General features: G+C 40.9%; 24 protein-coding genes. 13 read left to right on the plus strand and 11 right to left on the minus strand.

Features of this window, described 5'->3' with window-relative positions:
* The first annotated feature begins 120 nt into the window (after positions 1–120).
* From ACFPA1_RS09990 to ACFPA1_RS10005, 4 genes are all read left to right on the plus strand, one after another.
* Complete coding sequence (locus ACFPA1_RS09990) at positions 121–204, plus strand: YjcZ family sporulation protein (RefSeq protein ID WP_213146045.1); 84 nt, start codon at positions 121–123, stop codon at positions 202–204.
* Positions 205–247: 43 nt separating this feature from the next.
* Entirely contained in the window at positions 248–331 is an 84-nt protein-coding gene (locus ACFPA1_RS09995; RefSeq protein ID WP_213146045.1) for a YjcZ family sporulation protein, read from the plus strand.
* Between the two features lie 54 nt (positions 332–385).
* Positions 386–487 (plus strand): YjcZ family sporulation protein, encoded by a 102-nt coding sequence (locus ACFPA1_RS10000; RefSeq protein WP_213145611.1) that lies wholly within the window; start codon positions 386–388, stop codon positions 485–487.
* 93 nt (positions 488–580) lie between these two features.
* Complete coding sequence (locus tag ACFPA1_RS10005; RefSeq protein WP_213145610.1) at positions 581–751, plus strand: hypothetical protein; 171 nt, start codon at positions 581–583, stop codon at positions 749–751.
* Positions 752–949: 198 nt separating this feature from the next.
* Here the strand turns inward: ACFPA1_RS10005 and ACFPA1_RS10010 are convergent, their stop codons facing one another.
* From ACFPA1_RS10010 to ACFPA1_RS10035, 6 genes are all read right to left on the minus strand, one after another.
* On the minus strand, positions 950–1,093 hold the full coding sequence (locus ACFPA1_RS10010) for a YjcZ family sporulation protein (protein ID WP_213145609.1): 144 nt from the start codon (positions 1,091–1,093) through the stop codon (positions 950–952).
* Positions 1,094–1,129: 36 nt separating this feature from the next.
* A complete protein-coding gene (locus ACFPA1_RS10015; protein WP_372447621.1) occupies positions 1,130–1,219 on the minus strand; it encodes a YjcZ family sporulation protein in 90 nt (29 codons plus the stop codon).
* Between the two features lie 239 nt (positions 1,220–1,458).
* Positions 1,459–3,039: a SagB family peptide dehydrogenase gene (locus ACFPA1_RS10020; protein WP_378582453.1), complete on the minus strand. Its 1,581-nt coding sequence runs from the start codon at positions 3,037–3,039 to the stop codon at positions 1,459–1,461.
* A gap of 22 nt (positions 3,040–3,061) precedes the next feature.
* A complete protein-coding gene (locus tag ACFPA1_RS10025; protein ID WP_378582455.1) occupies positions 3,062–5,002 on the minus strand; it encodes a TOMM precursor leader peptide-binding protein in 1,941 nt (646 codons plus the stop codon).
* Entirely contained in the window at positions 4,999–6,939 is a 1,941-nt protein-coding gene (locus ACFPA1_RS10030; RefSeq protein ID WP_378582457.1) for a putative thiazole-containing bacteriocin maturation protein, read from the minus strand. The genes ACFPA1_RS10025 and ACFPA1_RS10030 overlap by 4 nt, the downstream gene beginning before the upstream one ends.
* 173 nt (positions 6,940–7,112) lie before the next feature.
* Positions 7,113–7,421: a heterocycloanthracin/sonorensin family bacteriocin gene (locus tag ACFPA1_RS10035; RefSeq protein WP_213145605.1), complete on the minus strand. Its 309-nt coding sequence runs from the start codon at positions 7,419–7,421 to the stop codon at positions 7,113–7,115.
* A 293-nt stretch (positions 7,422–7,714) separates the two neighbouring features.
* Here ACFPA1_RS10035 and ACFPA1_RS10040 point away from each other — a divergent pair, with 293 nt between their 5' ends.
* Entirely contained in the window at positions 7,715–8,050 is a 336-nt protein-coding gene (locus ACFPA1_RS10040) for a L,D-transpeptidase (protein WP_213145604.1), read from the plus strand.
* A 182-nt stretch (positions 8,051–8,232) separates the two neighbouring features.
* Positions 8,233–8,748: a DnaJ domain-containing protein gene (locus tag ACFPA1_RS10045; protein WP_378582459.1), complete on the plus strand. Its 516-nt coding sequence runs from the start codon at positions 8,233–8,235 to the stop codon at positions 8,746–8,748.
* An 8-nt stretch (positions 8,749–8,756) separates the two neighbouring features.
* Here the strand turns inward: ACFPA1_RS10045 and ACFPA1_RS10050 are convergent, their stop codons facing one another.
* Together ACFPA1_RS10050 and ACFPA1_RS10055 are read right to left on the minus strand one after the other, a co-directional pair.
* Entirely contained in the window at positions 8,757–9,617 is an 861-nt protein-coding gene (locus ACFPA1_RS10050) for an MBL fold metallo-hydrolase (RefSeq protein ID WP_378582460.1), read from the minus strand.
* A gap of 173 nt (positions 9,618–9,790) precedes the next feature.
* Positions 9,791–10,228, minus strand: a complete 438-nt coding sequence (locus tag ACFPA1_RS10055) for a hypothetical protein (protein WP_378582462.1) — start codon at positions 10,226–10,228, stop codon at positions 9,791–9,793.
* 244 nt (positions 10,229–10,472) lie between these two features.
* Here ACFPA1_RS10055 and ACFPA1_RS10060 point away from each other — a divergent pair, with 244 nt between their 5' ends.
* The 5 genes from ACFPA1_RS10060 (at position 10,473) to ACFPA1_RS10080 (ending at position 16,123) form a co-directional block, all read left to right on the plus strand.
* Positions 10,473–11,099 carry a metal-dependent hydrolase gene (locus tag ACFPA1_RS10060; protein WP_378582464.1) on the plus strand — a complete coding sequence of 209 codons (627 nt, stop codon included), beginning with the start codon at positions 10,473–10,475 and terminating at the stop codon, positions 11,097–11,099.
* 459 nt (positions 11,100–11,558) lie between these two features.
* Positions 11,559–12,509 (plus strand): LCP family protein, encoded by a 951-nt coding sequence (locus ACFPA1_RS10065; RefSeq protein ID WP_378582465.1) that lies wholly within the window; start codon positions 11,559–11,561, stop codon positions 12,507–12,509.
* A gap of 128 nt (positions 12,510–12,637) precedes the next feature.
* Complete coding sequence (locus tag ACFPA1_RS10070) at positions 12,638–12,964, plus strand: YnfA family protein (RefSeq protein WP_378582467.1); 327 nt, start codon at positions 12,638–12,640, stop codon at positions 12,962–12,964.
* 286 nt (positions 12,965–13,250) lie between these two features.
* Positions 13,251–14,729, plus strand: coding sequence for a flavin monoamine oxidase family protein (locus ACFPA1_RS10075; protein ID WP_378582469.1), 1,479 nt, complete (start codon positions 13,251–13,253; stop codon positions 14,727–14,729).
* A 221-nt stretch (positions 14,730–14,950) separates the two neighbouring features.
* Positions 14,951–16,123 carry an MFS transporter gene (locus tag ACFPA1_RS10080; protein ID WP_378582510.1) on the plus strand — a complete coding sequence of 391 codons (1,173 nt, stop codon included), beginning with the start codon at positions 14,951–14,953 and terminating at the stop codon, positions 16,121–16,123.
* A gap of 201 nt (positions 16,124–16,324) precedes the next feature.
* On the opposite strand, the gene ACFPA1_RS10085 is transcribed toward ACFPA1_RS10080, so the two are convergent.
* The 3 genes from ACFPA1_RS10085 to ACFPA1_RS10095 form a co-directional block, all read right to left on the minus strand.
* The gene (locus ACFPA1_RS10085) at positions 16,325–16,951 is read right to left on the minus strand and encodes an S-Ena type endospore appendage (RefSeq protein WP_338088312.1); all 627 of its coding nucleotides are present in this window, start codon (positions 16,949–16,951) and stop codon (positions 16,325–16,327) included.
* A gap of 174 nt (positions 16,952–17,125) precedes the next feature.
* Positions 17,126–17,680, minus strand: coding sequence for an S-Ena type endospore appendage (locus ACFPA1_RS10090; RefSeq protein ID WP_213145596.1), 555 nt, complete (start codon positions 17,678–17,680; stop codon positions 17,126–17,128).
* Positions 17,681–17,829: 149 nt separating this feature from the next.
* Positions 17,830–18,393, minus strand: coding sequence for a hypothetical protein (locus ACFPA1_RS10095; protein WP_378582471.1), 564 nt, complete (start codon positions 18,391–18,393; stop codon positions 17,830–17,832).
* A gap of 260 nt (positions 18,394–18,653) precedes the next feature.
* On the opposite strand from ACFPA1_RS10095, the gene ACFPA1_RS10100 reads away from it, so the two are divergent.
* Together ACFPA1_RS10100 and ACFPA1_RS10105 are read left to right on the plus strand one after the other, a co-directional pair.
* Positions 18,654–18,923 carry a hypothetical protein gene (locus tag ACFPA1_RS10100; protein ID WP_241113982.1) on the plus strand — a complete coding sequence of 90 codons (270 nt, stop codon included), beginning with the start codon at positions 18,654–18,656 and terminating at the stop codon, positions 18,921–18,923.
* A 436-nt stretch (positions 18,924–19,359) separates the two neighbouring features.
* Complete coding sequence (locus ACFPA1_RS10105; protein WP_213145594.1) at positions 19,360–19,881, plus strand: ECF transporter S component; 522 nt, start codon at positions 19,360–19,362, stop codon at positions 19,879–19,881.
* Positions 19,882–20,373 lie beyond the last annotated feature (492 nt).

Consider the following 20,373-nt stretch of genomic DNA (forward strand, 5'->3'; position numbering starts at 1 on the left):
TAAAAAATAATAATTATTTCAGAATACCATGATGCTTGTCCACGCAATCCTTGTCCAAATAAATATATATACATAGAGGAAAGTTTCTTTCCTCCTAATAATCAAAGGGTGGTGAGGATTATGTATTACGGCGGCAGCAGCTTTGTGTTAATCGTAGTTTTGTTTATTCTCTTAATTATCGTTCTAACAAGCTTTGCTTATTAATCGGTGATAATCGTATGGAAGCCAACAAAGGGTGGTGAGGATTATGTATTACGGTGGCAGCAGCTTTGTCTTAATCGTAGTATTGTTTATTCTGTTAATCATTGTACTAACTAGCTTTGCTTATTAATTCCAAATGAGAGAATCAAATGAATAAAAACCATTTAGACTGGAGGTGGTATACATGGAAGAACGCAGAGAACGCAGAAACAATGTTGCAGCATTAATTGTAGTTTTGTTCATTCTCCTAATCATCGTAGGATCTTCCTTTATGGGCGGCTATTAATTTAATGGCACTGCCAATTGGTGAAGGACAGGTTGGGTAAGATTAATCTGTCCTTTTACCCGATATTAATATTTAGGAAAGGAGGTTTTATGCATGTTTCCCTTTCCAGACGGCTTTAGAAGAAGACGATTCGTTCCCATTGAAATTGAAATTGAAATTGAAAGAAGAAGAAGAGTAATTGAAATTGAAATCGAAATAGAGAGAAGAAGACGAATCGCAATTGAAATCGAAAGAAGAAGAAGAAGAGGCGGATTCTTCTTGTAAAAAATAATCTTTTGTAAATTCAACGCTTGTCCACTCTCTTTTATTCTAGTTGCATATAATATTACTAGACCGCCGCCAAAAGCACCATACCATATACACCTCTCTTAAGGAACGTTTGCGTTTATCGCAAACGTTTCTTTATTATATCTTAAATGATTCTGCATGAAAAAAGGCCCTTTAAAGGACCTTAAAAAAAGCTTAATAGTAACAGGCACATCCAACAATAATTAACAGGATAAATAATACAACGATTAAAACAAACGGGTTTCCGCAACCGAAACCTCCGTAACCATAACCGACGCATCCGCAACCTCCGTAGCCATAAGCACCGAATCCATCCATCAATAATCATCCTTTCTTTAAAGCATTCAAATTTTTTTACCAGACACCACAAAAAGAAGCACAAATAATAATTAGCAGGATAAACAAAACAACGATTAATGCAAATCCACTGCTGTTACCTACCACGTATTTGATACTTCCTTTCGAACTGTCAATACAGACTATGTAAATGGAGAAAATTTGTATGGGCTAACCACTATAAAAACCCCCTAGAAATGTCCTGGAGGGTTACATACCCAATTGTGTACTCGCCTGGATTTTTTATCGATAGGTTACTTAGGGTTAGGATCATAACAAATGACCCTAGTCCTTTAAATTAACCTTGGACTAGGGCACCTGATATCGGATATACAAGGTAAACTGGTCTAACTATTTAAACTTCCTTTTAACCAGGCACGCGAACGGTACGGTCCCACAGGGATTTGGATGAGGCTTGTTATTTGTTTCGCTTCAGCTTGATAAAGTTCATCACATAGTTTCGCATCAAACCCTAATAAAGGGTGTCCCCCCATACCCAAGGCACATGAGATCAATAGCAGCCGTTGCAAGAGTATTCCCGCTTCCATCTGTTGAATTCTGTATCCTCTATAGCCCAGTTCTTCTTTAAGATGATCCTTGTCTGCAACCAAATGCAGGCAGAGCGGTACTTGAAACAGATTGACAGTGGGCATGGTTAAAGCATTTTGCAATATCTCACGGAAATCCCCGTCTGTTATTCTACTCAGTGCATGAGCGCCTTTGTCATAGGCGTAAGCGCCATTTGAAACACCCTCCACGTTATAAAAAAAGCCGTACAACGAAACACGAGTCCCCGTTTTTCCATCTGTGCCGTCAAGATCATTCTGATAAGGTCTGGAAAAAACCTCTTTAAACAAAGTTGCTAGTTGAGTTTGACTGACCTTTTCTAAAATAAAATCAATATCAGGAGAATGCCTCTCTCTACAAACAGAAGCAAGGTCGTACGAAAAGGACTCCGTAAATGGGAGCATGATCAATTCCGTACCATAGGACTTTTGAACACGACCATCCTTTTTTATCTTCACAAATGACTGGGTTGTTTCAAATATCGATGCTTCATTCATCTCTCTGAGCAGTGGGTAATCAAGGACTCTCTTTGAACGGTTATAGGTTTCCGTTTTCAGCAACGGCACTTCCAGGGACAATTCAGCGGTAGACACATATTCTTCTTTATTAAAGTCGTCACCCCATTGGATAGAGGGATCAATAGATAACGGGATCACCGCATATACACTTTCGTCCTGTTCGGTTAGCCCAAGTAAATGATTAATCGAACGATCAAGAAATTGGTAGCATACCCGTGACGAGAATCCCATCCGATCTGCTACTTCTAATGTTTGCCCAATGACCACACCGGCATCAAGACCTTGTAGACGGTAGGAAAAATTATTATATTTATAAAAATTTTTCCAAAAAACCGTCGAGACAAAAACCGTGCAGAAGCACTCAGAAACATCACAATCCCCAAGGCTCCTGGACAAGTAGGAATCGTAATTTCCTTCCCGGAGCAAGCGAAGGCTGTGATGGGCTACATCGTAATGGTAAATTCCCGTTGGGACGTCCTTAATCTTTGCATACACATATAATTCATTGGGATACAATGCCCCGCCAGAAGGAACAAATTTTCGCAATAACTGAAGATAGCTTACAGTAGTTTTATCCTCGGGATCTTCAAGGAAACCATATTGTGCGTAACGCGTTAGACCGTACACATACCATAAGAAAGCCCCGAGCTCCTCTAGTCCGATCCTCGCATCGGCTTCTCGCTTCTCAAGCGTTAACGGTACATCACCGGTTAATGGAATCTCGGGTAGGCCGCGGTATAGTTTATAGGGAAGCGGTGCATCGTCCCAATCGACTTGCCAATCTGGCGGAGTGATTTTTTCCGGTTCAAAGTGAAGGTGCTGCAGAAATGTCTCCAGTTTCAAGAGTAAACCTCCTTCCTTTCCATTATGGGAATGGATGCGGATCTGGATTTAGTTGTTCATACGTCAACGGCTGTTTGGCGTATCCAAGTTTCACGGGCACTTGGAGAACCCTTTCCAGCCCTTTGACACGGGTCAGGTGATGTCCGAATGTCATCGGGAGCATGCCAGGAATCAATACCTTTACACAGTATAATCCATTCCGTTTGGTGATTGGTGTTGTTTGGTCCACCACAATAACCTCGAGGTCCAACTCTCGGAACCGCTGAAGAATATCCTGCATGTCATCCTTCAAATCTGTATTCGTGGGAGGCTGTTTAAATTCCTCAGCAAACGTTCGTAATGGACGATTGTCATCCAATAAAAAGTCCAGCCGGTTCTCCGCTTCCTTCAGACCGTAGAGCAGGCCATGGTCCGGCATCAAACGGACTGCATATGGATCCTTCAGCATTTGTTCATATTTGTGCCGGTTTTCCTCCAGTATTTTGTCATGCCGAACCATCATTCCAGCAAGCTCGTAAAGCGAACTTTTAACAGCTCTTACGGGATCAGGATTCGCTCCTGCTGCACAAATGAGGTTTACCCCCTTATCTTGCCTGTTTTTTGCTATTGCAAAGACGCTGGAAATCTCCTGTTCCATCGTCGAATTGTATAAATAAACATCATATCCCGCCACCTCACGTAACCGGTCGACCATCAGCTCTACTTCTTTATCGTTAGCAGAAAAAGGGTCTAGACGCGGAAGGGGCAGTTTGGCATACCAGGTTAACAAGAAGGAATCCCGCTCGACAACCTCCATAATCCCATGGAAAATGGCTTCCTCCAAGCTTCCTCCCAATGCACACCCATTGGAGGTTTCGTAAACATAGCCCTCCCCTTGGCCCAAACTATAATACGCGAGTAACTCTGGAACCAGTAACGGACGTTCTTGTAAAAACGAATAACCCCAAACCCAATTCATTGGGGCATCAGGATGAAACGGTTTAAACGGAAAATGGGGCTTTGCATATTGTTCCTGGTCATGCAGACCTACTGATGCAGGATTTAATGCGATATGCTTTACATTGTTATAACTATCTCGAACTTTCTTCCTTTTGCCTTGAGGCTCGATTCCGCAATATCGCTCCAACCCCTCCAAAATGGCCGTCAGTTCACTCAATTCATAGGAATTGGTCCGGCCCGCTACCCCCTCGTCTGCTCCAAACAATGGCATGTTCACCAAAACATCGGCAAATGGGAGCCTGAAATCCGCCATTTTCCCATTCATGATTCCAGTCCGCTCATCCAGATAGTCTGCGGTAAGAACCGTTTTCAATTCATCTATAGAACGGCAGCGATACCCTTCCCCATTGATTTTGGGACTGGATGCCAAGCTAATTTGTGCTAATTCCGGTGTGTCTTCAGGGATTGGGCTGCAAATCGGGCACAATGGATCAGGCAGGAAAAAGTGGCTGGAGGTCGTTAAAGTTCTCAGATTGGTCATGAACATTCTTTCTTCCAAGGAGGAGGGTTCTCCTTTAAGAATTGTTTGCACTTCGTTACTGATCAAGATAGCCATTTGCGATAACCCCGTCCGGGAAGCCCAGGCATCACGCAGCACACTTGGACCTGAAGTCAATTTCGTCTGAATTCCCCACATTTCAAGGCGGTCAGGTCCGGCGATCAAGCGCCGTTTGTCAGCACAGAGTGAGCAGCCTGGTTTTTCTCGGCGTATCAATGGGCCAATGATCCCCTCACCAAAGGAAACGAATCCTCGAAGCCAAGGAATTCCGGCAATCATGCATCTCTGTTCCGCTTTTTGGTGAACGGCCGGATGCCAGGCATCGTCAAGCACCAGGACTAATTCTGTTTCTTTAGGAATCTCTTCCAGAATACTTTGACGTCTTACTAGATAGCTAGTGGACAGAAGATCATAGACGTATTCCGCTAATAAACCGACTCCGTCAATGAGGACCTGTGCAGTCATTTGGAATCCCCCTCTCGTACCTGCACACCATACACCACTAACAGCCCTTGCTTTAAAAATGGCTCCATCGACAGATCATAGACAAATAACTGTTTGTTGTTTTTACGTAAGACCTGAATAGCAGATTGTAATAGCTCCAATTGTGTCATGTCTTCACAAGAGCGGATATCAAATTTGCTATCCTTTATTTCCAAATAAATCATCGATTCCTTCGCTTTCCTCTCCACGGAACTGATCCCGTTTTGAGCATCGAAAAGGGCTTGCTGCAGTGTGTTTTGCAATGCCAAGGTTATATTTAAACCGGCCGCTGCGTACCAATGGCCGTTTGACCTAACCCAAACAACCGGGAAGCCTGCTACATCCTCTTTAACACCGATTGCTGGTGGACCCTGCAAGGTAGTCAGGGCATTTAAATAAAATCTGCATGTTTTATCTTCTATGGCTCCCATCGGTACACGATAAACCGTATTTGGCTGACTAGCCTTTCTTTTTTTCAATTCTTCATCCAGATAGGCTTGCAGACCTCGACAAACAGCCTCTGCGATTGTTTCTCCTGAACCGATACCAATAAACCCCTCTGGATGACTCTTGCCTCTAAAAATATGGGAATCTATCAGTTTTGACACATACATTTCAATACCCTTCAAACCAGCATTTCTTCTTGCTTCTTCATGTGTCATCCCCGAACAAACAACTTCCGGCTGCAGTTCTGCCGGTCCCTCTGACATAGGGTCAACGGCCTGAACAAAGCACTGGGAAAGAGGAAGCTGCAGCAAATCCCGTTCCTCCCAGGTATGGAAAATACCTATTTCCTTTGAAGTTAATCGACTGAAATAGTCCAAAATCAAACCCGGTTCCTCTTCCCTGTCCGTTTCTTGTTTTAGTCTTTCATCAAGATTTTCAATCAGTTCGGGTGTATTACGTTTAGCTGCTAATGAAGGATGTGTGATGAAAGAAAGCCAGTCTCCTTCCATCGTTTCAAGGTTAAGCAGATAAATTTGATTACTTTGATTTGAACCAGCAACTCCTGTAGCCTTCTTGAATAATTCGAATACAGAGACATTTGCCAAAAGCGCTCCTGATGTGGAAGAGTAACCTCGAGGCTTCCCATCGGCTTGCACGAAAGATTGATGAATTCTTCGCCACGCAGACTCGAAACAATCATCTGATTCTGGATGTGTTAACGGACCGGATAGCCCCACTCTTTCTAAACAGATGGCCGGGAGAAACGACTTCTTTTCTTCTATACAAACCTGATTTAGAGCTCTCAATTCATTGACATTTCCATCCTGAGAGACGTACAGAATCCAATCATAGTCCTGAACAGCTTCTTTCCAAAAATTGATCCCTGTACCATGATGGTAAGGTACTTCTACCATTTCCACATCGGAATCTATTTTTCTCGCATTATGCACCAGTTCATGGAGCCGCTGCCGATTGGTTAGAACCGCATCTGTTATCATGACATTTAATTTGGGCAGTCCCGATTCAAGTAACGCAGCAGCCAGTGATACCATGAAGGGGCCAGAGCCGACAGTGAGAACCTTAGCCTGGCGGTATTCTTGAAAATGGTATGGACCTGATTCGACAAAATTCTCGATGAATTCAATTTGTGAAGCATATTTTTCAAGAACTTGACGATTTAATTGATGGGGAGTATCTTTGCTGACATCGCGAACAAACCCATTCTTGTACAACGTTTCGCCGATTTCGTATACCCTGTCACGATACGGTCCTGTTAACCCTTGAGTCAAAGCTCCCATTGTTTGCTCCCCATTAAACATCGGCAGCAATTTTTCAATCCACTGATAGATGGTATTGCCTTCCATTCGGAATGAACTTTGGTTATTTCTAAAATAGACACCCCCCTTTTTATCTGGGAGAAAAAACGTATCCCTTTTGACCTTCAGTCGTGAGGACGAGGTAAGTTCTGTCACTGGCGCTCCTCCTTATTTCTAATCGTTACAACTTCCGCACTATCAGTTTATGTATCATTTTTTGTCCAATATGATAAACATAGTAAAGAAGTGCCCTGACGGCACAAGTCCGTGCAGGGCACCTTTTTTCATAAGAAAATATTTTTTTCGGTGATCGCCAAAAGCCAAACCAATTAAATAAAACCGAAACCAATGCCAACACAGCCAAAACAACCAAACCCGAAGCCGAAACAGCCGCCGCAGCCGCCGCAGCCGCCGCAACCGAAACAGCCACCACAACCGAAACCAAAGCCTCCACAACGAAAGCCAAAGCCTCCGCAACGACCAAAGCCTCCGCAACGACCAAAGCCTCCGCAACGAAAGCCGCCACAGCGCATACCAAACAGGCGCGGATCCTGGCTCTGTGGATCCATTGTAACTAGCTGACTAGTTTGATAAGGATCGATTCCCAACCCTTGTAGTTCATTTTGAAAATTCTGCATTTTGTCCTCCCCTTTGTATTTAATCAAATATCGAGAGTTGTATGATTACTTTTGTGTAAATCAAACATTAGATTCAAAGTGTACTCTCTTCAACAAATTATGATTACTAATAGGTCGCTGTCACTAAATCAAGAGCCTATTTTACGGTGATGGTTTAAAGAATGTTTCCAAAACACGTTTAAAATTAATAGATTAATTGGTTTCGCAAGTAAAAATAACTGTCCACTAATTCTTGTTAATGAACATTTGCATGTTTTATTTAATACACTATTCAAAAAATGGAGTTGATTCAGATGGCGAAATGGATTGATGTATCAACATCAAAACACCAATTAAAACTCTTTGATCGTCATAAGCTTTTAAAAACTTACCCCATTGCAGTTGGAAAAATATTGACACCAACTCCTACCGGAACATACTCGATTACTAACAAAGATCCTCATCCCGGCGGACCATTCGGGGTCCTTTGGATGGGATTGTCAAGACCTCATTACGGTATACATGGAACAAATAATCCATCTTCTATCGGTAAGAACGTCTCCCATGGTTGTATTAGAATGTTTAATCACGATGTTCTAGAATTGTCATCTTTAGTCCCAATTGGCACGCAGGTTTTTATTCATAAATAACGCATCTGTTCATAAAATTTAGGATGTTCGTACCTCTTGAGCATCCTTTTTATTAAAAATGTCTCAATGTAAAGAGACTTTAATTTAATGTCACACTCCTGTTCTTTTTCTGAAAAAGTTCAGTGATATGATGGGTCTATCTGTAATATAGAATGCTAGATTTTAAAAAAAGCGAGTGAAAAATGATGCTGAATATAAAAGAAGCGGTTGAGCAATTAACCTCGTCTGGCATAGCAGCCAGTGACGATGACGTAATGGCGTGGATTAAGGAAGGCAAAATGAAGGCCGAAATAAACAAAAGAAGAACAACTACCTACAAAATCAATGTTAAGGATCTAATTGAATTTATCATCCAAACGCATGCCTCTCAACTTACTGCACAATTAGAAGAGTCACTTCAAGAAAATCGCAGTCTTACGGAACAAATAGAGATATTAAATACCCGAATACATATTGAACAATCAAAGGTACGCACCTTAAAAAAAATGCTAAACACACAGATTGAAGTCACCGAACCCAGTACTTTTCACTACGGTGAGTTATTGGGATTAAATCAAGACTCTAGCAGCCATCAAATGAAAAAAGAATTTAAGAAACTGCTAAAAGCCCTCCATCCCGACCGCGGCGGGGATGAAAGGCTTTTTAAAGTGTTTAATGAACATTACGAGAATCTTAAGCAATCGAGTCCACGAGATTGAGTGAAAATTTATCGTTTTAGTTCAAATCCATTCACAAAATAATCGATCGTTTCAGATTCGTCTTCGTTTAAATCTCGGTTTAACTCTCGTACATATTCCGATTTAATTTGTTCTGCATCACCATTATATTTTTCTGTGTAATCGGCCACTGTCTTTAACAGTTGCATTTCGTTGTTAAACTCAGTCCGCGATATTGGTTTCCAGTGGGAAAGGATATAGGTCTCTGCATCAAACTGTTCCAGGATTGCCGCTAGTTCCTTTGTTCGTTTGGTTGTATAGTTCCGTTTGGGAGAAAATATATCAGGATAAATGCTATCACCTAAAAACAATATCTTCTCTTCTTTCATATAGATGACAACAGAATCAGAAGCATGGTCCCCTCCGACATGCTTCAATACACAAGTTACCCCGCCAAGATCGATTTCGAGCTCGTTGTCAAAAACGACTTGTGGCAATGTGATATGTATATTCCTATGATCTGCAAACTCGTTTTTAATACAGCTGGCACAAAATTCAATTTCTGTGCCTTCCTTCACCCGCTCATCTAAAGCCTCATCCGACCATGCTAAAGGCATTAGTTTTTCTATTTCTAATTTTGTTGCTTTAGAAGAAATCGATACACTATCCTTTAATGCCGAAAGTCCAAAAATATGGTCCCAATGCCAATGGGTTAACACAACCATATCAGGACGGCCAATATTTTGTTCCTCCAGCATTTTTAAAAATAATTGAGCATGTGCTTCCGAATTCCCAGCATCAATCATTAATATTTTTTCTTTTCCCACGACCATCCCTAAAATCGGTCGATCTGTATCCGAAACAGCTGTCATATACCAAAATGAATTGCCTATTTTATGTATGGTTTGCATTGTAATATCTCCTCGTATATAATCAATCGAATCTAACTGAATTGTACCAGTTTTATATAACCAATGTACTTCATGAAGAGCACTTCGAATCGTTTGGTCTTCATCAGTTTATATTGAACCTGACATTAAAATGCCTAATTGCTTTCACAATTAGACATTAAAAGGTAAAACTCTTAAGCTATAATGTTATTTTGCCTTAACAATTGTAGAGCAGTTGGGATATCGGAGACGTTCAGGATGATAGAATTTATTCCACTGTACGCAGCGAACACAACTACCCGAGGAGACAAAGCTCGTAACACGTTTCTTAAGATTCCCGGAGCAGGTGAAACAATGATCTGGATAACTTCTTCTTGATGGAACCGTACACCTGCTCGGCGAAGAGCGTCCCGCGCGATCTGGTTAGCACGGGAACTATTTGAATTATCAGGACCGACAACCATTCGGACAAAGTTCACCCTGCCCATGTCCAACTTTGTAATGGTAAATGCAACTATCGTTACTCCTTGATCCGCAATATCATCTAAAACCGAGTCAAGGACTTCCTCGTTCGCATAAAAAGAAAATTCCTGCCTTAATACGGCTGTAAACTTTTTAGTGTTGTTGCTCATAGATATCAATATCACTCCTTTCCTATCAAACTATAATAGCTTATTCATATAAACAGCAGAGGGACACGTTAATTTGTCCAAATATTTGAATCAAATTTTAAAAAAATCGTCGCTAGCTAATACTACGCAGCCTAACGTATTTATTCATAAATTATTTATCTGTAAACAGAACAGACGTTTTGGTGTAGAATAGGAATATCTGTTTCTGTTTGACTAGATTAATAATTTTTGAGGTGGAATGAAATTGAATGGTACAGCACATGCAGTAATTGGATCAGCAACAGGATATATTGTGGCTAATACCTATCAGACGTCTCCTTCTGCGACACTCTTGTTTGTTGGATTAGGTGCCGTGTCAGGATTGATGCCAGATTTGGATATTGACGGGAAGCTTCGTGGAAAAATTACACTGTCGCATAAGATGGTTCGGCTAGCTGCGATGATCATTGGATTGCTGATGATTTTCTATAGTGTCTTGGAGAAAATGGCGGCTGAACGATGGATGGGGGTCGGTATCGGGCTTTTGATTGTGCTGGTTGCATCCCTCATTAAGCAAAAACATATGTTAACCATTACGGGAATTGCTGTTCTGCTTGGAGGATTATCTTTAGGGGAGCTTTGGATCATCCTATTAGGAATTTACTTTATCATTGCTTCCTTGACTTCTCATCGGAGTTATACTCATTCCATCTTAGGCGTTGTTTTCTTCGGGATCATTGCTTTCCATTTAGAATCTTCACTTGGAATTCTCGGTGTTTTCTATACCTGTTTAGCTGGTTACATCAGTCACCTGATCGCTGATTTAAAAATCTTGCCATTTAACAAGCGAGGGATTAAACTGTTCTTGCCGCTGACATCTAAGGAACTATAATTAGCGTAAATTCAGGAATAGTTAAAAAATAAACTAGAGGTTATTGAATGAAGGTATATAGATTAAAAAGACAGTTTAATGGATATAGGAACTCACTTTTACTTGATTAGTGAATCAGAATTTATCGGAGTTAAAGAATTTGTCTTGAGAACGAAAGATTTGGCGAATCGGATATCCATCAATGAAAGAGAACTTCTTAAGAATTTTATTTTCATTAAAGAAATCTTTTAACGATACACAGGGACAGTTTGGAAGGTATGACTACTAATTAGTCATACCTGTTTTTGTACTATATTAATTAGAAATGAAAAATAAATGTAACCTGATAGTTAAATAGTTGAAAATTATTTATGGGATAATCATTACTTCAGAGCTTTCTAAATTATTCCTATATGGGAGCTTAATAGTATAAAATAAACCATTGATGATAGTATTATTTCAGCCTAGGTGGTGCAAGTTTTGACACGAAAGAAAAAGAAAAGAATTAAAATAAGATGGGGCAGAGTTTTTGCCGCCCTACTTGTAATTGGTATTGTCACAGTTGGTCTCTTTACCATTTTTCAATACATAGAAGGAAAAATTAAAACGATTAACCCACCGCTTAAAAAAGTGGAGGGAAAACATACAATTCAAGATGCAAAGAGTAACCTCGATGAGGTCAATGTGCTTTTATTAGGAAGTGACTCACGGGGAGAAAAACAATCCCGAACAGATACCATTATGATCGCCCATTACGATCCAAAAACACATCAATTTAAACTGATTTCCTTAATGCGCGATATGCTTGTTTCCGTACCCAATCATGGACAGCAAAAACTAAATGCCGCCTACGCTTTTGGCGGTACTGAATTGCTAAGTAAAACGATCAAAGAAAATTTCGGACTCGATATTCACTATTATGCGATCATCGATTTTAAAGGTTTCGAAAAAGCGGTCGACCTGCTTGTTCCAAAGGGAATCGAAGTGGACGTGCCGTATGAGATGTCTTATGGAATTGGCATGACGTTAGAAGAAGGCAAGCAGCGGCTCCATGGTAAAGAACTGTTAGGCTATGTTAGGTTTCGACATGATCGTTTAAGTGATTTCGGGCGGATTCAAAGGCAGCAGGAAGTGATTTCAAAATTAAAGGAAGAAGCGTTAGGTCCTAAAAGTGTGTTAAAACTCCCAGAGCTAATCGGTCTTTTGAATAAATATTTAGAGACAAATATGAACAGTTCTACCCTTATTGAAATTGGAAAGGACATACTTACGAGAAAGAACAGCGAGATTGAAACTTTACGCATTCCCGAGGATGGCAGTTTTCAAAATAAACGGGATGATGAGCTTGGTGATGTATTGGAAGTGGATTTCGTGAAAAATAAAGAAGCTCTTGAACGTTTTTTGGACGGGACCAGTGATAATCAAAAATGAAGATAAAAGCAACTCACCCGACTGATTTCCAAGCTGCTTTTGCCTAAGTACACCAGTATGTGATTTGACCTAAACTTATTTGAAAAATATAATTCCAATAAGATAGGCTTTTGAAAGGTGTATGTCATTTGATTAAATCAATCGTAATATTTATACTTGCAGGGCTTGCCGAAATTGGCGGCGGTTATCTGGTTTGGCTATGGTTAAGAGAAGGGAAACCATTGTATTGGGGGATCTTCGGAGGGCTTATCCTGGCATTGTATGGTGTCATAGCAACATTTCAATCGTTCCCATCCTTCGGCAGAGTATATGCTGCCTATGGAGGAGTATTTATCGTTCTGTCTATCTTATGGGGATGGGGAATTGATCGAAAAACACCTGATTTATATGACTGGATCGGTGCTGGTATCTGCTTATTTGGAGCTGCCGTGATATTGTTTGCACCGCGCCAATAAAACTTTAAAAAATGAGAAACATCACTCAGATGTTCCTCATTTTTTTTGAACCTAATTTTCGATTTTAAACAAAATATTTGCGAATCCGAGCAGAATAATTGCGAAATTCCCCTTTTTATTTGCGAATCCCCCTGTTATATTTGCGGATCAATACATGAAGAGGCACCCTCTCTTTTTGTTTAAATAAATAAATAAATGATGCATCAGAACCGTCCCCATGCATCACACATAGACATCTCAACCAGTGAATAAAATGTATTAATCCTTATTTAAACGAGGTAGTGAGATGCCAATAAATTTGAATGGACCAATGACAATATCACCGCAACAAATGATTCACATGATTAGGAATGGGCTTGATAAAACACAAACTCCTAAGCAGATTACCGTGGTCGGTGCAGGAATAGCAGGGCTTGTAGCAGCCTCATTATTGAAAGAGGCCGGGCACAAAGTTACTATTTTAGAAGCCAACAGCATGGTGGGCGGCCGTATTTATACGATTCGCAGCCCCTTCAGCAATGGACTTTATTTAAACGCCGGCCCTATGCGTATTCCTGATACCCATTTATTGACTCTAGAGTATATTAAAAAATTTGGGTTGCCCGTAAATCCTTTTATCAACCGGACTCCCGCAGACATTCTTTATGTAAATGGAGTCATGACCCGTCTCAGCATATTTGAACAAAATCCTGAAATTCTAAACTTTCCTGTCCGGCCGAATGAAAGAGGCAAGAGCGCAGAAGAACTATGGAAATTAGCTACAGATCCGATTGTGCAATTTATTAATAAGGACCCCGTGACACATTGGCCGCTTATCGAAAAAGAATTTAAAAACCAGTCACTCGGTACGTTCTTGAATTCGTTTCATTATCAATACGGAACGACTTTTTCAGATGGTGCCATTGACATGATTGATGTCCTTCTCGACTATGAAGCTTTTATGGGGATGTCGTTTCTTGAAGTTTTGCGCGAAACGTCGGGCCTCACAACTAATCGTTTCTATGAAATCACTGGTGGAATGGATCTGCTTCCAAAGGCATTTTTGCCGCAATTAAAAGAGGAGATTAGGTTCAACCAACGAATCACTAAAATTGTCCAACATAACCAAGGTGTCATCATTCATTCGACTGATCCCCGTACATTTAAAAATTCGACTACCACTAGTGACCTTGCCATCATTACCATCCCCTTTTCTGTTATGCGATTTGTAACCATTGAACCCTACCATTCTTTTTCTTATTACAAGCACAGAGCCATTCGTGAAATCAACTATATGGCCGCCACAAAAATCGGAATTCAGTTTAAGAGCCGTTTTTGGGAGAGGTACGGCCAATACGGCGGTAAATCTATCACGGACCTGCCCATTCGGTTCACCTATTACCCGAGTCGCGGGATCGGCACATCTGAACCTGCTGTTGTGGTCGCAAGCTATACATGGGCGGATGAAGCGATGACATGGAATGGTCTTTCCGACGCAGAGCGTATTCAATATGCCTTAAATAACCTAGCTCAAATTTTCGGCAGCCAGGTCTATTCCGAATTTGTTTCTGGTATTTCTTATAGCTGGGTGGATAATCCCCATGCCACCGGAGCGGTTGTAGCATTTGAACCTGGTCAGGAAAATGAATTGTTTCCTTATATTACAATTCCAGAAGGCAGAGTTCACTTTGCAGGAGAACATACGACACTTACCCACGGTTGGATGCAGGGTGCCATTGAATCAGGCATTCGCGTTGCCAATGAAGTGAATCATCTGCCAATCTAAAAAAAGATGGGTGTTCCCCTATTTTTTACGGGGAACACCCATCTTTTTTTCATTAATCACCAATTGTCCTTCCAAAAAGTGCTTTTACAAATTAAGGTTTGAAAAAGTGACAATTATATGAAGCTGAGATATTATTAAAAAAGGAAAAAATTTGTACCACAAAATATCGCTTTGCAATCGATTGGAGGAGCACACCATTGGAAACAGCATCACAACCCATAATGAAAGGAAAAGAACCCATCTTTCGCCGGGGTGTTTTTACCTTCAGCGGATCACATTTTTTAAATGATTTAGTGACCACAGGTATGGTTCCGGCAATGGTTGTGCTTTATAAACAAGCATTTGACCTAAACTATACCCAGTCTACTTTAGTAGTTTTAATGTCATACCTAACATCCTCTATCTCCCAGCCTCTGTTCGGCATGTTCGCGGACCGTAAGCCTCGTGTCTGGCTGTATCCGGCAGGAGTGTTCTGTTCGATTATGGGGCTGGCTTTAACAGGACTCGCACCATCTCTGCCTTGGCTGCTTTTGTTTATTTCGATTTCCGGTCTCGGATCGGGCGCGTTCCATCCAGAAGCCTCCCGAGCAACCCACCTTGCTTCTGGATCTAAAAAAGCACTCGCCCAAGCTATTTTCCAAGTCGGTGGAAATGCCGGGCAAGCCTTTGGGCCATTATTAGTATCCCTCTACGTAAGTCACTCAGGGATTCAGGGACTCCTATGGCTCATTCCAGTAGCGTTCCTATCGCTTCTATTAACTGGCCAAATTCTGCCTTGGCTGCGTGAAAAATTAGAGACTACTAAACTTCAATCTAAGAAACAAATAACTGGAGACAACAATTTACTGGGAGCTACCCTGCTCTCTTGTGTTATCATCCTGCGTTCCTGGTGCCAAATTGGCGTTGTCGTCTTTTTGCCTTTTTACCTGCACAACCTCACCATCCAACAGTCAGAGATTCTTAGCTTTGTCTTTGTCGGGGCAGGAGCACTTGGTACTTTTGTCGGCGGGGTTCTGGCAGACAAACTTGGCATGAAACGTTTACTGGTCAGTTCCATGCTGCTTGCAACACCGTTTGCTCTTATTTTTCCACATGTACATGGGGTGTTGTCGGTTCTCGTATTGCTCTTGTTTGGTTTCAGTGTTCTTTCATCTTTCTCGGTCAGTGTGGTTTACATGCAGCGCATGCTTCCGAAGAACATTGGTCTGGCCTCCGGTCTTTCGATTGGTTTCGGTGTAGGGGCTGGTGGAATTGGATCAGTGTTTATGGGCGGCATCTCAGACATCTTTGGGATCGCGACCGTTTTCACCATTCTCTCGCTGCTCCCGCTTGCAGGCTCGTTGATCGCGGTCTTTTTACCAAATGATCGTATGGAAAAGAAACTGGCTGCATGATTACATGAGAAAAAAGATTTCAGCAAAAAGAAATGGCCCAGTCCACTTTACTGGGTCATTTCTTTTATAATATAGAATTTCTATTTCCACCCACACCCAGGATTGACCTACCCGGTAAAAGTGAAAAGGCTAGTTTTTTTAATTGTCATTTTTAAAAAAATAATACATTCCTTTTTCATTATATCTAGGCTGTTCAAATCTTTAGAAACATGCTCTTGAAGCACAGTACTCTAAATCGAAAATGATTTCGCCACTGCATATGGGTGGTACCGGAAGTTCTAATTCATTCGGAACACATTTAATATCCAGCATGGTTAAACCTTCCACAAAAATGGGAACGGATGCCCCTGGACTGACGGTTGCGACTACATCAGAACCAACCCGGTCTGACACACTAACCTTCATAGAACAACCGCTGGTCGGGTTCCCTGTATTGGTAACGACAACTAATCCGTTAAATTCAAAATTAGTTCTACTGGTAAAATAGTTATAATATTTATTATCACATGGTTGCGAAACAGGTTCACATTGTTTAAAGCATCTTAATTCATTTCTTCTCCTGCACAAATTAAACCCTTTTACAGTATCTGGACACTTTTCTTTTTCGTGATCACAATGTTCTTTTTTATGATGGCACTTTTCTTTTTTGTGATCACAATGTTCTTTTTCATGATGACACTTTTCTTTTTCACGTTCACAGTTTTTTTGTATTTCACAAGCTTCATAATGATGGTGTTTCTTTATAGGTTCTCTAGAATAGCCCCTATAACTTTTTTTACAAGTGCAACATTCTTTTTCCTTACAGTCACAGTTTTTTTCTTCCGACATAGAATTCAATTATTTTTCCCCCTCTAAGTTTTCCTTAGATATTCCCATACTTTCTATATATGTCTAATAGGCAATTATCGTACAGGCTATTTAATCAGTACAAACATCCATTTTCGGTGGAGAGGGGGATAATGAATACATACGTGTTAGAAAGAATGATAATCTCTTACTCTTTTAAAAACATACTGTTGCAGCACAATATTCCAAATCGAAGCGGATTTCACCACTACAAATGGATGGAACTGGTAGTTCTATTGGATTTGGAACACATGCAATATCCAGTGAGGTTAAACCTTCCACAAAAATTGGTACGGATGCACCTGGACTGACGGTTGCGACTACTGCCGCTGTCCCTGCTCGATCTGTCACACGAACTTGCATAGAACAGCCGCTAGTTGGATTCCCTGTATTGGTAACAACAACTAATCCGCTAAATTCAAAATTAGTTCTGCTGGTAAAGTAGTTATAAAATAAACCATCGCATGGTTGAGAAATAGGTTCACATTGTTTAAAGCATCGTAGCTCATTTCTCCGACGACATAAATTAAACCCTTTCACCTTCTCCGGACATACTTCGTGTTGATGATTACAGTGGTTCCGCATTTCCCCCATTGCATAATGATGGTGTTTCTGTTCACATTCTCCGGAATGGACCATATGCCTCTTTTTGCATGTGCATTGTTCCTGTTGTCCGCAGTTACACTTTTTTACCTCCGACATGAAATTCATTTAAAATTTCCTCCTTGATTTTTCAACTTTTCACACTATCAATGTATGTCCTATTGAACTCTTGGTACAGGCTAATCAATCAGTATATACATCCATTTTTAAAACAACCTATTGAATGAATAGAACCTTGGAACAGTTTGTACTGTAAACTAGATCGTTGGCGCAGGAATCGTTTGCGGAGGAACAGTGAATCCAGTGATGGCACATAAAGAGAAGACGCAAATCTCGGTCGGATTGATCGGGGCATTACCCAAGAATACCAAGCAGTCTCTTACTGCTAATACATAATTAGGGAGTGGCGTTGTGGGATTGGTTACTAACCCTCTGATAAATATATTGACTTGTAGTCCGAAGCTGGCAGCACACATCAACTCTTGTCCAATTCCCTCGGCACAGCTTGGACAAATGCACGGCTGATTCTTACTGCAATCGTCGTCTTCAGTGACCGGTGCCGTAGCATTGATTTGATCCAGCAGAAATTGAAAGACATCAGGGGAGGTATTGGCAACGCAAAACCCTGCGACATCACATAATTGCACTCTTGTATTTGGTACTGCTGTGGCAGGACTTCTAAAGCTGACAGTAGAACAATCCACTACGTTCGTGATAATTTGACCTGTGGCAGGATTGGACAATGTGCTGCTGACGCTAAAAAAGAGATCGATTGGATTGGAAACTGTAGCTGTCGCTTGTAGCTGTCGAACGCTATTCAACAAATTAGCAAGATTTCGGACGCAACAATTGCAACATGAATCTTCATTACACTGCCCGCAATCGCAATTTTCCATGTTATGACACCCCCTCTCGCAACGTTTTCTATTCTTACGCTTCTTAAAGAATTCAAAATCCGGGAAAATAATAGGCTGGCAATCTCCACACTTTACATTCAAGGTGACCCCATCCACATCTATCGGAGTGGAAATGGTTTGGTTGTTGGTCATCGTTTGATCCCCATGTCTTTGGAGTTGGAGCTGTGGACCTTGGGTCTGGTCTTGATCTTCTGTTTGGGCTTGTACCTGTGAACCTTGGGTTTGGTGTTGATCTTCCGTTTGGTTACCTTGCGTTTGAGGACCCTGTGTTTGTTCTTGAGATTGAGGTCCTTGCCTCTGACCTTCTTGAATTTGATCTTGCAGTTGAGGACCTTGCGTTTGTGGACCTTGCGTTTGTTCAAGTCCACCTTGTTCTTGTTTCTGCTGTTGCTCCTGTTCCCCAATCGATTGACATGATGGATTATGTTCAGTAAACGTTTGGTTACAAGGTTCTTCCGGAATAACCAGGTCTGAAGAATAGGAAGTTGGGCATGTGCAAAACTGTTTTTGTTTATAACACCCATTGCAGTAATCATACCCATTACCATTAGAATAACTCATAAGTTTTCCACCACCTTTCTATCTCATCATATGCAATAGTAATTGCCTTTGTATGGACAGGCATCGTTTGTGCCAAAAATGGGTAACCCATTTTTTTATTTTTGAATGAGTTGGAGGAACACTTTACTCATATTTTGGTTTTTACTAAGGTAATTAAAAATCAAAAAAACGGAAGTGCAAGAAAAATGGGAATAGCCGCAACCCCTTTCTTCAACCCAAGTTTATAAATGTACAAAAATTATCTTTTCTTCAAATAGATTTACGTATATATTTAAATCTAATACTTTTTTAGAAAAGAAGAGGTTAAATATGAATACGACATTTTCAACAACAGAATCAACAAAAACAAAAGCCATTGTCATCAGTGCACTTTTCATTGCCTTAACCTTCGTAGCCACGATGTTCATCAACTTAAGGCTCCCAATCATGGGGAACGGTGGTTTAATCCATTTGGGTAACGTTCCTCTTTTTATCGCAGCCTTGGTTTACGGTAAAAGAACCGGAGCCATTGCTGGGGCGTTTGGTATGGGTTTGTTTGATATTGTCTCAGGATGGGCATTATGGTCACCATTTACCTTTGTCATCGTAGGTACAATGGGCTTTGTAGTCGGTCTCATTGCCGAAAAGGTACCCGGAAAAAGAGTACTTGTATATTCTCTGGCCGTTGTAGCTGCACTAGTCATAAAAGTTGTAGGCTACTATTTCACCGAAGTCATCCTCTACGGGAACTGGATCCAGCCATTCGGCTCCATCCCTGGAAACATCATGCAGGTCGTAATAGCAGGCATCATTGTAGTCCCTCTTGTAGGACGCTTAAAGAAAAGAGGGTAACATGGTTCATGGGGACGGTTCGAGACTACTGAAAAACAATTCCTAAGAACGAGGATTAAAGACTTTTTTCCCCTTCTGGTCAGACAGTCCTGTCTTTAAAACGACTTTTTAGACATTTCGCACTGTGGATGTCTAAGTGTATTTTAAATAGCTTTTATTAGACATTTCTGGCACCGGTCGATGGCAAAATGTCTTTTAAATGGATTTTATTGGACATTTTGAACAGCAGCCCATGGCAAAATGTCCCTTAGACGGCTTCTATTGGACTTTTCGAACAGCAGCCCATGGCAAAATGTCCCTTAGACGGCTTTTATTGGACTTTTCGAACAGCAGTCCATGGCAAAATGTCCCTTAGATGGTCTTCTGTCAAGAAAGTGGACAGTAAAATTTAAGACTTTTAGAAACCAAGCCACTACCGCACTTCGTTTGGTACGGTATTAGAAATGATCAGTCGAAAAGCATGACTGCTCATTTCCTAACACCAAATGGCTA

Source organism: Neobacillus sp. GCM10023253 (assembly GCF_042653105.1).
Classification (GTDB): domain Bacteria; phylum Bacillota; class Bacilli; order Bacillales; family Cytobacillaceae; genus Neobacillus; species Neobacillus citreus.

Bases quoted from the DNA above. Each gene is read 5' to 3' on its own strand.
- ACFPA1_RS09990 (WP_213146045.1), top strand. From the start codon at position 121: ATGTATTACGGCGGCAGCAGCTTTGTGTTAATCGTAGTTTTGTTTATT.
- ACFPA1_RS09995 (WP_213146045.1), top strand. From the start codon at position 248: ATGTATTACGGTGGCAGCAGCTTTGTCTTAATCGTAGTATTGTTTATT.
- ACFPA1_RS10000 (WP_213145611.1), top strand. From the start codon at position 386: ATGGAAGAACGCAGAGAACGCAGAAACAATGTTGCAGCATTAATTGTA.
- ACFPA1_RS10005 (WP_213145610.1), top strand. From the start codon at position 581: ATGTTTCCCTTTCCAGACGGCTTTAGAAGAAGACGATTCGTTCCCATT.
- ACFPA1_RS10010 (WP_213145609.1), bottom strand. From the start codon at position 1,093: ATGGATGGATTCGGTGCTTATGGCTACGGAGGTTGCGGATGCGTCGGT.
- ACFPA1_RS10025 (WP_378582455.1), bottom strand. From the start codon at position 5,002: ATGACTGCACAGGTCCTCATTGACGGAGTCGGTTTATTAGCGGAATAC.
- ACFPA1_RS10035 (WP_213145605.1), bottom strand. From the start codon at position 7,421: ATGCAGAATTTTCAAAATGAACTACAAGGGTTGGGAATCGATCCTTAT.
- ACFPA1_RS10040 (WP_213145604.1), top strand. From the start codon at position 7,715: ATGGCGAAATGGATTGATGTATCAACATCAAAACACCAATTAAAACTC.
- ACFPA1_RS10045 (WP_378582459.1), top strand. From the start codon at position 8,233: ATGATGCTGAATATAAAAGAAGCGGTTGAGCAATTAACCTCGTCTGGC.
- ACFPA1_RS10050 (WP_378582460.1), bottom strand. From the start codon at position 9,617: ATGCAAACCATACATAAAATAGGCAATTCATTTTGGTATATGACAGCT.
- ACFPA1_RS10055 (WP_378582462.1), bottom strand. From the start codon at position 10,228: ATGAGCAACAACACTAAAAAGTTTACAGCCGTATTAAGGCAGGAATTT.
- ACFPA1_RS10075 (WP_378582469.1), top strand. From the start codon at position 13,251: ATGCCAATAAATTTGAATGGACCAATGACAATATCACCGCAACAAATG.
- ACFPA1_RS10080 (WP_378582510.1), top strand. From the start codon at position 14,951: ATGAAAGGAAAAGAACCCATCTTTCGCCGGGGTGTTTTTACCTTCAGC.
- ACFPA1_RS10085 (WP_338088312.1), bottom strand. From the start codon at position 16,951: ATGTCGGAAGAAAAAAACTGTGACTGTAAGGAAAAAGAATGTTGCACT.
- ACFPA1_RS10090 (WP_213145596.1), bottom strand. From the start codon at position 17,680: ATGAATTTCATGTCGGAGGTAAAAAAGTGTAACTGCGGACAACAGGAA.
- ACFPA1_RS10105 (WP_213145594.1), top strand. From the start codon at position 19,360: ATGAATACGACATTTTCAACAACAGAATCAACAAAAACAAAAGCCATT.